General features: G+C 71.0%; 14 protein-coding genes and 1 pseudogene. 9 read left to right on the forward strand and 6 right to left on the reverse strand.

What is annotated here, in order from left to right; translation table 11 throughout:
- Nucleotides 1-7 precede the first annotated feature (7 nt).
- From ELY19_RS02660 to ELY19_RS02675, 4 genes are all read left to right on the forward strand, one after another.
- The gene (locus ELY19_RS02660) at nucleotides 8-301 is read left to right on the forward strand and encodes a DUF1905 domain-containing protein (RefSeq protein ID WP_126194819.1); all 294 of its coding nucleotides are present in this window, start codon (nucleotides 8-10) and stop codon (nucleotides 299-301) included.
- 20 nt (nucleotides 302-321) lie between these two features.
- Nucleotides 322-663, forward strand: a complete 342-nt coding sequence (gene arsC / locus ELY19_RS02665; RefSeq protein WP_126194820.1) for an arsenate reductase (glutaredoxin) — start codon at nucleotides 322-324, stop codon at nucleotides 661-663.
- A gap of 9 nt (nucleotides 664-672) precedes the next feature.
- Nucleotides 673-1,560 carry a LysR family transcriptional regulator gene (locus ELY19_RS02670; RefSeq protein ID WP_126194821.1) on the forward strand — a complete coding sequence of 296 codons (888 nt, stop codon included), beginning with the start codon at nucleotides 673-675 and terminating at the stop codon, nucleotides 1,558-1,560.
- Between the two features lie 133 nt (nucleotides 1,561-1,693).
- Nucleotides 1,694-2,872, forward strand: coding sequence for an NAD-dependent formate dehydrogenase (locus ELY19_RS02675; RefSeq protein WP_126194822.1), 1,179 nt, complete (start codon nucleotides 1,694-1,696; stop codon nucleotides 2,870-2,872).
- Here the strand turns inward: ELY19_RS02675 and ELY19_RS02680 are convergent.
- Together ELY19_RS02680 and ELY19_RS02685 are read right to left on the reverse strand one after the other, a co-directional pair.
- Nucleotides 2,816-3,961, reverse strand: a pseudogene (locus ELY19_RS02680) (FUSC family protein); the annotation flags it as partial. The gene ELY19_RS02675 and the pseudogene ELY19_RS02680 overlap by 57 nt on opposite strands.
- Nucleotides 3,962-3,979: 18 nt before the next feature.
- Complete coding sequence (locus tag ELY19_RS02685) at nucleotides 3,980-4,171, reverse strand: hypothetical protein (RefSeq protein WP_126194823.1); 192 nt, start codon at nucleotides 4,169-4,171, stop codon at nucleotides 3,980-3,982.
- 203 nt (nucleotides 4,172-4,374) lie between these two features.
- Here ELY19_RS02685 and ELY19_RS02690 point away from each other — a divergent pair, with 203 nt between their 5' ends.
- From ELY19_RS02690 to ELY19_RS23325, 4 genes are all read left to right on the forward strand, one after another.
- A complete protein-coding gene (locus tag ELY19_RS02690) occupies nucleotides 4,375-5,358 on the forward strand; it encodes a Dyp-type peroxidase (protein WP_164711700.1) in 984 nt (327 codons plus the stop codon).
- Nucleotides 5,355-6,152, forward strand: a complete 798-nt coding sequence (locus tag ELY19_RS02695) for a family 1 encapsulin nanocompartment shell protein (protein ID WP_126194825.1) — start codon at nucleotides 5,355-5,357, stop codon at nucleotides 6,150-6,152. Before ELY19_RS02690 ends, ELY19_RS02695 begins: the two co-directional genes overlap by 4 nt.
- Nucleotides 6,153-6,205: 53 nt before the next feature.
- Nucleotides 6,206-8,773: an ATP-dependent Clp protease ATP-binding subunit gene (locus ELY19_RS02700; RefSeq protein ID WP_126194826.1), complete on the forward strand. Its 2,568-nt coding sequence runs from the start codon at nucleotides 6,206-6,208 to the stop codon at nucleotides 8,771-8,773.
- Nucleotides 8,774-8,870: 97 nt separating this feature from the next.
- Entirely contained in the window at nucleotides 8,871-9,032 is a 162-nt protein-coding gene (locus ELY19_RS23325) for a hypothetical protein (protein ID WP_164711492.1), read from the forward strand.
- Between the two features lie 28 nt (nucleotides 9,033-9,060).
- On the opposite strand, the gene ELY19_RS02705 is transcribed toward ELY19_RS23325, so the two are convergent.
- The 4 genes from ELY19_RS02705 to ELY19_RS23330 all read right to left on the reverse strand — a co-directional run bounded on the left by ELY19_RS02705 (nucleotide 9,061) and on the right by ELY19_RS23330 (nucleotide 12,553).
- Nucleotides 9,061-10,218, reverse strand: coding sequence for a GGDEF domain-containing protein (locus tag ELY19_RS02705; RefSeq protein WP_126194827.1), 1,158 nt, complete (start codon nucleotides 10,216-10,218; stop codon nucleotides 9,061-9,063).
- Nucleotides 10,219-10,347: 129 nt separating this feature from the next.
- Nucleotides 10,348-11,190 (reverse strand): dienelactone hydrolase family protein, encoded by an 843-nt coding sequence (locus tag ELY19_RS02710; protein ID WP_227967139.1) that lies wholly within the window; start codon nucleotides 11,188-11,190, stop codon nucleotides 10,348-10,350.
- A gap of 45 nt (nucleotides 11,191-11,235) precedes the next feature.
- The gene (locus ELY19_RS02715; RefSeq protein WP_126198661.1) at nucleotides 11,236-12,054 is read right to left on the reverse strand and encodes an LLM class F420-dependent oxidoreductase; all 819 of its coding nucleotides are present in this window, start codon (nucleotides 12,052-12,054) and stop codon (nucleotides 11,236-11,238) included.
- Between the two features lie 52 nt (nucleotides 12,055-12,106).
- Nucleotides 12,107-12,553, reverse strand: a complete 447-nt coding sequence (locus ELY19_RS23330) for a limonene-1,2-epoxide hydrolase family protein (RefSeq protein ID WP_164711493.1) — start codon at nucleotides 12,551-12,553, stop codon at nucleotides 12,107-12,109.
- 238 nt (nucleotides 12,554-12,791) lie between these two features.
- Here ELY19_RS23330 and ELY19_RS02725 point away from each other — a divergent pair, with 238 nt between their 5' ends.
- The gene (locus ELY19_RS02725; RefSeq protein WP_126194830.1) at nucleotides 12,792-13,388 is read left to right on the forward strand and encodes a 50S ribosomal protein L25/general stress protein Ctc; all 597 of its coding nucleotides are present in this window, start codon (nucleotides 12,792-12,794) and stop codon (nucleotides 13,386-13,388) included.
- The last annotated feature ends 4 nt before the right edge of the window (nucleotides 13,389-13,392 follow it).

A 13,392-nucleotide genomic window follows, 5' to 3' on the forward strand; every position in this document is an offset into this window, starting at 1 on the left:
GGCAGGCGTGCGGGGTGACTTCCGCGCCGAGATCTGGCTCTCGGAGGTCTTCGCCGCCTGCCGCTTCGTCGCGCTCCCGAACCACCTGGCCGACGAGATCGCCGACACCGTCGATCGCTCCCGGCCCGGGTTCGGGAGCGTTCGCGTCTCGGTGACGATCGGTGGGACCACATGGGCCACCTCGATCTTCCCCGACTCCGCACGCGGCACCTACGTCCTTCCGATCAAGAAGGCCGTCCGCACCGCCGAGGGCCTCGAGGACGGCGACTCCGTCGGCGTCTCGCTGACGGTCCTCGGCTAGGACCGACTAGATTGGCCGATATGGACGCGACGATCTACCACAACCCCCGCTGCACCAAGTCCCGCCAGGCGCTGGCCCGGCTGGAGGAGGCGGGCGCGACGGTGACGGTGGTCAAGTACCTCGACCAGGTGCCGTCGAAGGCGGAGCTGAAGAAGCTCATCGACGATGCCGGGCTCACCGTCCGGCAGGCCGTCCGCACCCGAGAGGCCGAGTACAAGGACCTCGGCCTGGCCGACGCGTCCGACGACGCGCTGCTCGACGCGATGGTGGCGCACCCCAAGCTCATCGAGCGGCCGTTCGTGGTGACGGAGAAGGGCACCCGGATGGCGCGCCCGACCGAGGCCGTCGACGAGATCCTGTAGCGAAGGGCGATGCTCTTCCGGCAGCTCGAGTACTTCGTCGCCCTGGCCCGTGAGCGGCACTTCGCCCGCGCGGCCAGCGCGTGTTACGTCTCGCAGCCCGCTCTGTCCGAGGCGATCCGCAAGCTGGAGCACGAGCTCAAGGTGCCGCTCGTCCTGCGCGGTTCCTCCTTCGAGGGCCTGACCCCCGAGGGCGAGCGGCTCGTGCCCTGGGCGCGACGCATCCTCGCCGACCGCGACGCACTGGAACACGAGGTCACGGCCCTGCGCACCGGTCTCACCGGGGAGCTGAGCCTCGGGGTGATCCCCGCCGCCGCCACGTCCGCGGCGCTCCTCACCGACCCCTTCTGCGCCGCGCATCCGCTCGTCCGGGTCCGGGTCCGGGCGGGCCTGCGCTCCGCCGACGTGGTCGAGCGGATCCGCCGGTTCGAGCTGGACGCCGGCATCGTCTACCCCGACGGTGTCGACGTCGACGGGCTGTCGGTGACGCCGCTGTACACCGACCGGCTCGCGCTCATCGCCCGCGAGGACCTCCTCCCCGACGGCGACGGGCCGTGTCCATGGGCGGACGCCGCGCAACTGCCGATGTGCCTGCTGCACGAGGGCATGCACGGGCGGGACCTGGTCGACGCGGCGGCCCGAACCCACGGGGTGCGGCTCTCGCCGCGCCTGGAGGCCGACTCCGTCGCCACCCTGCTGGCGATGGTGGGCGCGGGGCGGTGGGCGTCGATCGTGCCGCGGGCGTGGATCGCCACGTACCGCGCACCGTCGGGGACGCGAACCGTCGAGTTGGAGGACGCGGGCGAGCTCGCCACCTCCGTCGCCCTCGTGCGCGGCGCCGGCGAGCCGGAATCGGTGCTCGCGCGGGCCCTCGCGGAGAGCGCGCAGAGCGCCCACTGAGGCCCGGCCTGCGGTGATCGGTGCCGCCTATCGGGCGAGCGGATCCCCGTATTGGACGTGCGCGACGGGACGCGCGAGAGTGGATGCAGAGGGACGAAATCCATTCTCCCCCTCGCCCATTCAAGGAGTGATCATGGCGAAGATCCTGTGTGTCCTGTACCCCGACCCGGTGACGGGCTACCCGCCCGAGTACGCCCGCGACTCCATTCCGCTGATCGAGGCCTACCCCGGCGGCCAGACCATCCCCTCCCCCGCCGCCATCGACTTCACGCCGGGCGAGCTGCTCGGCTGCGTGTCCGGGGAGCTGGGCCTGAGGAAGTACCTGGAGGCCGCCGGCCACGAGCTGGTCGTGACCTCCGAGAAGGACGGCCCCGAGTTCGAGAGGCACCTCGCCGAGGCCGAGGTCGTCATCTCGCAGCCCTTCTGGCCCGCCTACCTCTCGGCCGAGCGGATCGCGAAGGCTCCGAACCTCAAGCTCGCGCTCACCGCGGGCATCGGATCCGACCACGTCGACCTGGACGCCGCCATCAAGGCCGGTATCACCGTCGCCGAGGTCACCTACAGCAACTCGATCAGCGTGGCCGAGCACGCCGTCATGCAGATCCTCACGCTGGTGCGCAACTTCGTCCCCTCGTACAAGTGGGTCATCGAGGGCGGCTGGAACATCGCCGACTGCGTCGAGCGCGCCTACGACCTCGAGGGCATGGACGTGGGCATCATCGCCGCCGGCCGCATCGGGCAGGCCGTGATGCGCCGTCTCGCCCCGTTCGGCGTGCGACTGCACTACTTCGACACCCGGCGCCTGCCGCTGGAGCTCGAGCAGGAGCTGAACCTGACGTACCACGAGTCGGTGGAGTCGCTGGTGCGCTCGGTGGACGTGGTCGACATCCACGCCCCGCTGCACCCGAAGACGTATCACATGTTCGACGCCGACCTCCTGGCGACGATGCGCCGCGGCTCCTACATCGTGAACACGGCGCGCGCCGAGATCGTGGTCCGCGACGACATCGTGGCCGCGCTCGAATCCGGGCAGCTCGCGGGATACGCGGGCGACGTCTGGTTCCCGCAGCCGCCGGCCGTCGATCACCCGTGGCGCACCATGCCGAACCACGCGATGACCCCGCACGTGTCCGGCACCACCCTGTCCGCGCAGGCGCGGTACGCCGCGGGCACCCGGGAGATCCTCGAGGACTTCTTCGCCGGTTCGCCGATCCGCGACGAGTACCTCATCGTGGACGGCGGCGCGCTGGCGGGTGTGGGGGCGAGCTCCTACACCGCGGACGGTTCCGCCAGCCCGGGCGCCCAGGTCTGATCGCCGACGGTGCGCGTCCCGGCCCGGAGCGACGCCTCAGCCGCGCCGCTCGGCCGGGCCGCGCCGCTCGGCCGGGCTGCGCACCAGGAGCGCGACGGCGACGCCGACCACCACGCCGATCACCGTGTCGATGCCGCGGTAGAGCAGCATCCGCACCGGGTCCGTGGGATCGGCCAGTTCCGTCATCAGCATGATCAGCGGGGTGAAGAAGCCGATCGCGACGGCGTAGTGCCGCGCCATGTACAGCTCCGTCGGGAACAGCAGCGCGATCGCCACCAGCGCCAGCGCGGCGGGCCCGGGGTCGAGCGCCAGCAGCGCCGCGGCCACCGCGAGCCCCACGAAGGTGCCGATGGTGCGGTGCGTCGCCCGGGTGATCACCAGCCCGGTCTCGGCGTCGGAGGGCCGGCCCGCGTCGATCACGGCGAGCGGGACCGCGGCGGCGGCCATCGCCCAGTTCGCGTGGTCGACGCCGAGCAGCACGCCGGCGCCGCCCGCGAGGCCGACGGCGAGGGCGTACCGCAGCGCGTGGATCCCCACGCCGGGTGCGGGCCGGCGCAGCACCATCGCGATGCCGTCCCACCAGGGACGCCCACGGAAGGGGTCGGGCCGGCCGATCGCGCCGACCACGATCGCGAAGACGACCGTGGCCGCGCAGATCGCGAGCGCCTGCCAGGGCGGGGCCAGCCCCGCCGGCAGCGTCGCGGTCGCCCCCATCGCGAACAGGAAGAAGAACGGCCCCGCGGGGCGCAGGCGCACCGCGTCGGACAGGACGGAGCAGACGGTGGCGAAGACCACGCCGACGGCCACGAGCACCCACGGCGGCGCGTGATGGTGCGCGAGCGTGATCCCGAGCGCCTCCCCCGCGAGGAGCAGCCCACCGGCCTGCACCTGGTGCACGATCCGCGGCCGGCCCACCTCGCCGCGGCCGTACATGCCCGCGAACGCGCCGAACTCCGCGTAGATCAGCAGCTCGGGTCGGCCCCAGGCGATGAGTGCGAGGCCGGGGATGAGAAGGGCGATCGCGACGCGGAGCGCGTGGCCGCTGTCGCGCAGGTCGGGCCGGTAGCGCTCGGGGACGCGCACCTCCACCGGACGCCGCACGCGGGGTCAGGCGTAGGCGGCGAACACCGCGGCGAGGATCGCGCACACGGCGGCGCCGCTGACCGCGCCGGCGGCGAGGAGGGCGTTGGTCGTGTAGGTGGCGTCCGAGGCGGGGCGGCGGGGCGTGGAGATCACGCACGCGGCCACGACGCCCGCGAGCGCTGCCACCGCCAGTACCACCACTGCGATCCACGTCATCTTCGACTCCCTCCGGTCCCGCGAACACCACCTATTACGGTCGATTCGGCATCGACATCGGTGCGTGGACCATCATCGCACGCTCTGCTTTTCACGTCCCGATGCACCGATCGTTCTTCCCCCGTCACACCGTCCAGACCTGAGTTAGGGTGAAAATCGTGGTCCCGAATCAAGCAGTGATCTCGCCGTTGACCCAAGCCGCGATGTTCGTCGTGGTGACAGTCGGACCGGGCCGGGAGGACCACGTTCACGACGCGCTCGACAACCTCTCCGGGCTCACCCGCTCGGTCGGTTTCCGGTACCCGGACAAGCAGCTGTCGCTGACCACGTCCTTCGGCTCCGACGCCTGGGACCGCCTGTTCTCCGGCCCCAAACCGAAGGGCCTGCACCCGTTCGTCCCGCTCGACGGTCCGCGGCACAGCGCCCCGTCGACACCGGGCGACATCCTGTTCCACGTCAAGGCGAGCACGCTCGACATGTGCTTCGAGCTGTCGTGGCGCGTCCTCGACGCGCTCGGCGACGCGGTCACGGTGGTCGACGAGGTGCACGGCTTCCGCTTCTTCGACGACCGCGACCTGCTCGGCTTCGTCGACGGCACCGAGAACCCCGCGGGTGCGGCGGCCGTGGCCGCCACAGCGATCGGCGACGAGGACCCCGACTTCGCCGGCGGCAGCTACGTGCACGTGCAGAAGTATCTGCACGACATGGCGGCGTGGCGCGCGCTCTCGGTCGAGGAGCAGGAGCGGGTGATCGGCCGCACCAAGCTCGAGGACATCGAGATGGACGACGACGTGAAGCCGGAGAACGCCCACATCGCGCTCAACGTGATCGAGGACGAGAACGGCGAGCAACTGCAGATCGTGCGGCAGAACATGCCGTTCGGCGAGCTCGGCAAGGGCGAGTTCGGCACGTACTTCATCGGCTACTCGCGCGACCCCGGTGTCACCGAGCAGATGCTGCGCAACATGTTCCTCGGCGATCCGCCCGGCAACACGGACCGGATCCTCGACTTCTCGACGGCCCTCACCGGCTGTCTGTTCTTCACCCCGTCGGGCGACTGGCTCGACGGCCCGCCCGACCTCCCGACCGCCGGCGGCGCACCGTCGGCGGCACCGACCGGCACGACCCCACCCGCCCCCGCCGACGGTTCGCTCGGCATCGGCAGCCTGAAGGAAGGTACGTCATGAACAACCTGCACCGTCACCTCGCACCGGTCACCCCCGAGGCGTGGGAGGAGATCGAGACCGAGGCGTCGCGCACCTTCAAGCGCAACATCGCCGGCCGCCGCGTGGTCGACGTGACCGGCCCGGACGGCCCCGAGGCCGCGGCGGTCGGCACCGGCCGCCTCCTGCCCGTCGACGGCCCCGCCGAGGGCGTGCAGGCGCAGCTGCGTGAGAGCCGCCCGCTGGTGCGGCTGCGCGTGCCCTTCACCGTGACCCGCGACGCCGTCGATTCGGTGGAGCGCGGCGCGCAGGACGCGGACTGGGATCCGGTGAAGGCCGCGGCCAAGCAGCTCGCCTACGCCGAGGACCGCGCCGTCTTCGAGGGCTACGCCGCGGCGTCGATCGACGGCCTGCGCGCCTCCTCGTCGAACAAGGCCATCGCGCTGCCGAGCGATCCGATCGACGTTCCGGACGCCGTCGCGAGCGCGCTCGAGGACCTGCGGCTCGCCGGGGTCGACGGGCCGTACTCGGTGCTGCTCTCCGCCGACGTGTACACCTCGATCAGCGAGACCACCGACCACGGCTATCCGATCCGGGAGCAGCTCAAGCGGCTCGTGGACGGCGAGATCATCTGGGCGCCCGCGATCGACGGCGGCTTCGTGCTGACCACCCGCGGCGGCGATTACGAGCTGCGGCTGGGCACCGACGTCGAGATCGGCTACCTCAGCCACGACGCGGCGACGGTCCAGCTGTACCTGCAGGAGACCTTCACGTTCCTGGCCTACACCGCGGAGGCATCGGTCCCGCTCACCTCCTGATACCGCCGGAACCATCGGCCACCCCACCCGAATAACCGCAGAAAGGCTTTTCCATGAGTGAACTCGACGGCGTTTTCGACGACATCTTCCAGCGGTTCTTCGGGAACTCGGTGGGGCGGCCGTCGGTGCAGCGGGTCGACCTGAACCGCCTGCTCAACGATCAGGCGAAGAACCTGCTGGCCGAGGCCCAGGTCGCCGCGGCCGACTGGGGCAACAGCGAGATCACCCCCGAGCACCTGCTCTACGCGGCTGCCGTGAACGAGCCCACCCGCGAGATCATCGTGCGCGTCGGCCTCGATCCCGACCGCGTCGCCTCCGCGATGGAGGCCGCCGCGAAGGCCGGCGCGAATCCCGGCGGGGCCGACGGTGCGCCCTCGCTCAGCCCGGCGTCCCGCCGCGCGCTGCGCGTGGCCCAGCAGCAGGCGGCGCACTCCGGGCAGTCGTACGTCGGCCCGGAGCACATCCTGCTCGGCATCGCCGACAACCCGGACACCGTTGCAGCGCAGACCCTCGCGGGCGGCGGGATCTCCTCGGGCCAGTCGGTGCCGGGTAAGGGCGGCAAGCCCGGGAAGGGCGGCCAGCAGGCACCGGCCCCGCAGGGACCGAGCAGCACCCCGACGCTCGACGAGTACGGCCGTGACCTCACCGCCGAGGCCCGAGCGGGCAAGGTCGATCCGGTGGTCGGCCGCGCCGAGGAGATCGAGCAGACCATCGAGATCCTCTCCCGCCGCCGCAAGAACAATCCGGTCCTCATCGGCGATCCCGGTGTCGGCAAGACCGCGATCGTGGAGGGCCTGGCCCAGCGCATCGTCAACGACGACGTGCCGAAGACCCTCGCGGGCCGGCGGGTGATCGCGCTCGACCTGAGCTCGATGGTGGCGGGCAGCAAGTACCGCGGCGAGTTCGAGGAGCGGCTGACCAAGGTGCTCGACGAGGTGCGCGAGCACTCCGACGAGCTCGTCGTGTTCATCGACGAGCTGCACACGATCATCGGCGCGGGCGGCGGGGGCGACGGCTCCATGGACGCCGGCAACATGCTCAAGCCCGCGCTCGCGCGGGGCGAGCTGCACACCATCGGGGCCACCACGATCGACGAGTACCGCAAGTACATCGAGAAGGACGCCGCCCTCGAACGCCGGTTCCAGCCCGTGATGGTGAGTGAGCCGACCGTGGCGGACACCATCGAGATCCTGCGCGGCCTCATCGATGTCTACGAGGAGCACCACCAGGTGCACTACGACGACGACGCGCTCGTCGCCGCCGCCGAGCTCTCGGACCGGTACATCACCGACCGGTTCATGCCGGACAAGGCGATCGACCTCGTCGACCAGGCCGGCGCCCGGGTCCGGCTGCGCACCAAGACCTCCGATCAGGGGACCCGCACCGTCGAGGACGAGCTGGCGCGCCTGAACCGGGAGAAGGACAGCGCCGTCGCGGACGAGGATTACAAGACCGCCGACGAGCTCAAGGTCAAGATCGCCGAGGCCGAGGAGCGGTTGAAGACCATCTCCGCGGACGGTGAACCGAGCGACCCGGATGTGACCGTCACCGATATCGCCGAGGTGGTCTCGCGCCGCACCGGTATTCCGGTCGCCGATCTCACCTCGGAGGAGAAGGAGAAGCTGCTCCGCCTGGAGGACGATCTGCACGCGCGGGTGGTCGGGCAGGACGAGGCGGTCGTCGCCGTCTCCGAGGCGGTCCGCCGCGCGCGGGCCGGGCTCAAGGATCCGAGCCGACCGATCGGCTCGTTCCTGTTCCTCGGCCCCACCGGCGTCGGCAAGACCGAGCTCGCGAAGGCGCTGGCCGCCACCGTCTTCGGCGACGAGGACCGGCTGATCCGCTTCGACATGAGCGAATTCCAGGAGAAGCACACGGTCTCCCGGCTCGTCGGCGCTCCTCCCGGCTACGTGGGCTACGAGGAGGCCGGTCAGCTCACCGACAAGGTGCGGCGACAGCCCTACTCGGTGATCCTCTTCGACGAGATCGAGAAGGCCCACCCGGACGTCTTCAACATCCTGCTGCAACTGCTCGACGACGGCCGCGTGACCGACGCCCAGGGTCGCACCGTCGACTTCAAGAACACCATCGTGATCCTCACCAGCAACATCGGCGCGGACCTGATCCTCGAAGCACCGGAGGACGATTGGGAATCCGTGGTGCCGAAGGTCAAGGAGCGCCTGCACGCGCACTTCCGGCCCGAGTTCCTCAACCGCATCGACGACACGGTGATCTTCCACCGCCTCGACAAGCAGCAGATCCGCAACATCGTCGAGCTGATCCTGCAGAGCACGCGCGGGCTGCTGCGCGGCCAGGACGTGGAACTGGACGTGACGGAGAAGGCCGAGGACTGGCTCGCGGAGGAGGGTTTCCAGCCGCAGTTCGGCGCCCGGCCGCTGCGCCGCACGGTGCAGAAGGAGCTGGACAACCGCCTCTCCTCGATGCTGCTCAAGGGCGACATCGTGCCCGGCGACACGGTGCGCGTGGACGCCGACGACGACGGCCTCGTGCTGTCCGTGGTGGAGAAGCACGCCGACGGATCCGTGTCCGAGGGCTCCCTGCCCGCCGCCGACGGCACCGACGAGGCGGCCGCGTCGTCCGATTCCGAGAAGGAGAACGCATGAGCGACAAGAACACCCGAGAAGAAGAGATCGAGCACGAGCGCAAGCGCGCACAGGAGGAGCGCGACCGGCTCGAGCGTGAGGAACAGGAGCGACTGGAATGAGCGATCCGAACGAAACGGACCTGTCCGCCCTCGCGGAGACCCCCGAGGAGGCCGCCGCCGAGGCCCAGCAGGCGGAACTGGACGCGCGTGAGGCCGTGGGAGCGGACCTCGACGACGACGGCGAGAACGTGATCGCCGAGGAGGAGGGCATCTCCTAGCGCACCGCCCTCCGGGCGCCCCCGGCGGTCAGGCCGAGGAGGGGCCACCCGGAGGCCGGCGGGTCGTGCGACCACCGCCCGCCTCCTTGCTGCTGCGAAGGGCATCGTCCGCCGACTCGATGATCGCGTGGAAGAACCTGCTGCGGTCGTCGAAGGTCGACAGCACCGCGCGAGCGGGGAGATCCACCGACGCGATCCCCGCGCTGATCGACATCCGCTCACCGTTCGCCAGGGTGGGCAGCCTCTCCCGTACGGCGCCCAGGACCGCCTCCAATCCGGGGGCGCTCATGGGCGCGACGACGGCGAACTCGTCGCCGCCGATTCGGGCGACCAGCGCGTGCCGCGGCGCGGCTCGCTGCAGGGCGGTCGCCACCGCTTGGAGCGCGGCATCGCCGGCGAGATGTCCGTACGCGTCGTTGATGTGCTTGAACCGGTCGACGTCGATCATGCACACGGCGAGGCGTCGTTCATCCGACCGCAGCACCTCGTCGACCGCATCGCGGAAGCCGGTCCGGTTCAACAGGCCCGTCATCGCGTCGGTCGACGACGCCGTCAGGCTCGCCCTGATCAGCTGCTTGAGGTGCACCGTGTAGAGGTAGTTGAGGACGACGACGCCGCTGATCCCGAGGACGCTGACGGCGACCTGCGCGCCGACGGCGAGCGGGGTCGCGGCGTACACCTGGACGACGCGGACCCCCAGGTACACGATCACCGCGCTGGAGAAGACGAGGTGCATGGCCAGGGCGCGCGTCGCCAGGAAGTGCGCGGCGTAGGCGCCGACGGTCGCGAACAGCACCGTTCCGGCGAGCGCGGCGGCCGGACTGTTGTACAGCACCAGGATGCTCGTGACCGCGACGTCCGCGTAGAGGACGAACAGCGTGCTGATCCTTCTCCGCCGTGGGCACGGGCTCCACCACAGGGACGTCACCGGCAGCCGACTCACGGCGACGGCCGCCGGTATCCCGGTGCCGCACAGCAGGGCGAGGGTGATCGTGCGCGGGGTGGAGTCGCCCGCACCTTCGGGCGTGAAGATCATCACCGCCCCGAACATCCCGACGCACAGCGTGAATCCGGCGACGGCGTAGCGCCACACCACGTCGCTGATGACGGCATGGCGCCGCAGGCGGTTGAACGCGAGGCCCAAGTCGTCGCCGGCGCGGTCGGAGTGGACCCCAGTGATCTCCATGATGGGGCCGAGACTAGCAATAGCAAATAGATGGTAATGGCACGTAAAAGCGTTGATGGCCGCTCCGTGACGATCGCTCGCCGCGGGAAGGGCGCGCACCCGGCGGGGTGCTCGCGTCTGCGCCCGCGATCAGGCCCCGGCCGGGAGGGTGTCGCGGAAGAGCTGGATCACGTCGTCGAGTGCCTGCCGTGTGGGCTGCCCGGGCTCGTCGATGAGGTGCTCGGTGAGGACGGAGTGCGGCGGGGTCAGGGCGTCGGGATTGGCATCGGCGTCGTCGATCTCCACGGCGATGAAGCCGTCGCCGAGCTGCTCGCGGAGGAAGTCGAAGCGCTCACCCGGCACCATGCGGTCGCCCGTGAAGCGCAGGCCCATGACCTTGAGTCCCTGTTTGGCGCACCGCACCTTGACGGTGTCGAGGTCCTGCGGCGAGATGTCGATCGTGCGACCGGTGCCCGGGATGGGTCGGAACGGCAGCGAGGGCTGGCTGAGCACGGGCGCGAGCATCACGTCGTCGACGGCCATGCCGAGCGCGAACCCGCCGGTGAAGCACATCCCGACCGCGCCGACGCCCTTGCCGCCGCAGCGCACGTGCTCCTGGCGCGCCAGCGCACGGAGCCAGGTGACGACCGGGGAGGACTTCCCCGTGGCGAGGATCGTGAACTCGCGGCTCACACACAGCGAGCCCACCAGCTTCGCCATGCTCTTCGCCGTCCCCGCGTAGCCGATGGCCTTCGGGTTGGCGGCGTCCAGGCCGGGCGTTCCGAACAGGTGCGGCAGCACGGCCGTGAAACCGGCGTCCACCACCCTCCGGGCGAAGTCGAGCACCTTGGGGGTGATCCCGGGGATCTCGGCGATCACGATCACCGCCGGGCCCGAGCCCTTCCGGTACACGTCGTGGGTCACGCCGGCGTCGGTGAACGACTCCTTCGTGAAGTCGGCGAGGTTGGCAGCGGCTTCGGCTTTCAGGTCCACGCCACCATCGTGCCCCACCGTCCGCGGGAGCGCTGCTCGATGGGGTCAGCGCAGGCGCTGAGCGATCGCCTCCAGGGCCGGCCACGGATCGTCGCCGAGCGCCTGCACCGCGACGTGGTCGGCGCCCGCATCGAGGTGTGCGCGCACACCCGCGGCGATCGCGTCACCGTCCCCGTGCACGGCGAGTACGTCGATGAGGCGGTCACTGCCGGGGCGTTCGAGGTCGGCGTCGTCGAAGCCGAGCCGCCGCAGGTTGGCGACGTAGTTGCGGAGCCGGAGGTAGAAGTCGACGGTCTTCCTGCCGGTCTCGCGGCCGCGCGCGTCGTCCTCGTCGAGCACGACCTTCTGCTCGGGTGCGAGCAGCACCCCGGCGCCGAGGATCTCCCGCGCGCGGCGGGTGTGCTCGGGCGAGGTGAGGTAGGGGTGCGCGCCGGCCGTGCGGTCGGCGGCGAGCCGCAGCACCTTGGGGCCGAGCGCGGCGAGCACCGTCCGCTCCGCGGGCACGCCCTCCGCGGCGAGGACGTCGAGGTAGTCGACGAGCGCCTGGTACGGGGTGCGGTAGTCGGCGGTGGCCTCGCGGTGCCCGGCACCGATGCCGAGCACGAACCGGCCGGGGAACAGCTTCTCGATGCGATGGAAGGCAGCGGCCGCCGCGCGGGCGTCGTCCTGCCAGATGTTGAGGATGCCCGTCGCCACGACGAGGTTCCGCGTCGCCTCCAGCAGCGGGTCCACCACGGCGAGGTCGCCGCCGGGCGATCCGCCCAACCAGAGCGTGCCGTAGCCCAGTTCCTCGGCCCGCGTCGCGAAGGCACCGTCGACCTGCGTCGCGCCGCGCCAGATCCCCAACTCACCCACAGTCGTCATGGCCCGTGCAACGCCGCCCACCGCGCGATCCTTCCCGTCCGTCCGCGACGGATCAGATCACCGCGCGCGGCAGGGTGGGCCGGGCCGGCGCGTAGAACACGCCCGCCACCGCCCGGGCCGCGGCCCGGGCCACCGCGCGCACGTCGGCCTCGTCGCGCCAGGCGATGATGCGACCACCGTCGACCTCGAAGGTCCCCCGGACCTGGAACTGGACCCGCAGCGGCCCGTAGACGAGGGCCGTGACCCGCTCGGTCACGGCGACCGCGCAGGCGGTCTGCTCCGACGCCAGCAGCACGGCCTGCATCGCGACGCGAGTGCGGGCGTGCCAGCGGAAGTGGCGCGCGACCGCGGCGCGACCGCGCAGGGGGCGGCCGCCGGTGCGCCGGTACACGACGTCCTTGGCCAGCAGGTGCTCGGCGATGTCGTAGTCACCGCTGCCCAGGGCGTCGACGAAGCGCTCCGCGACGTCCTGCGGAGACCACAGCGGGGCGTTGTTCACGGGATCGATGGTGCCCATGTGGCGTGGACGCCGCGCGAACTGGACATGACGGATTGAAGAAGCTTCGATTTCGCTCCTGAGCGGGCCGTTCGGTAGACTCTGCGGCGACCTTCTCGGCGAGGGCGGCCCCGGGCCGCCGTGATCGACGCGAACGGCACTTCCTCCCGCGGAGTCCGCGTGGCGCAGTGCGGACCGCCTCGGCATCGCCGGGGCCGCTACACCGCACCGAAGGAGTCTCATGTCCGAGACCAACAAGCTCGTCGCCACCGTCCGCACCGAGTTCGGCAAGGGCGCCGCCCGGCGCGCCCGCCGCGACGGCCTCGTGCCCGTCGTCCTCTACGGCCACGGCACCGAGCCGCAGCACTTCACCGTCGTCGCGCGCGACTTCGCCGCGATCCTGCGTAAGGACGGCACGAACGCCGTGCTCAACCTGGAGGTCGACGGCAAGGAGCAGCTCGCGCTGACCAAGCAGGTCGTGGTCCACCCGCTGCGCAACTACATCGAGCACACCGACCTCCTCGTCATCAAGAAGGGCGAGAAGGTCACCGTCTCCGTGCCCGTCGTGATCGAGGGCGAGCCCGCCGGCGGCACCCAGGTGGCGCAGGACCTCAACGAGGTCGAGGTCGAGGCCGACGCGCTGAACATCCCCGAGCACATCGTGTTCAACGTCCACAACCTCGAGGCGGGCACGCAGATCACCGCCGGCCAGCTCGAGGTCCCCGCGGGCGCTTCGCTGGTCACCGACGCCGAGGCGCTGGTCATCAACATCACCGAGATCGCCGCGGTCAAGACCGATGAGGACGAGGCCGAGGCCGCCGACGAGGCTGCCGAGTAACTGC

The organism is Tsukamurella paurometabola (assembly GCF_900631615.1).
Taxonomy (GTDB): Bacteria; Actinomycetota; Actinomycetes; order Mycobacteriales; family Mycobacteriaceae; genus Tsukamurella; species Tsukamurella paurometabola_A.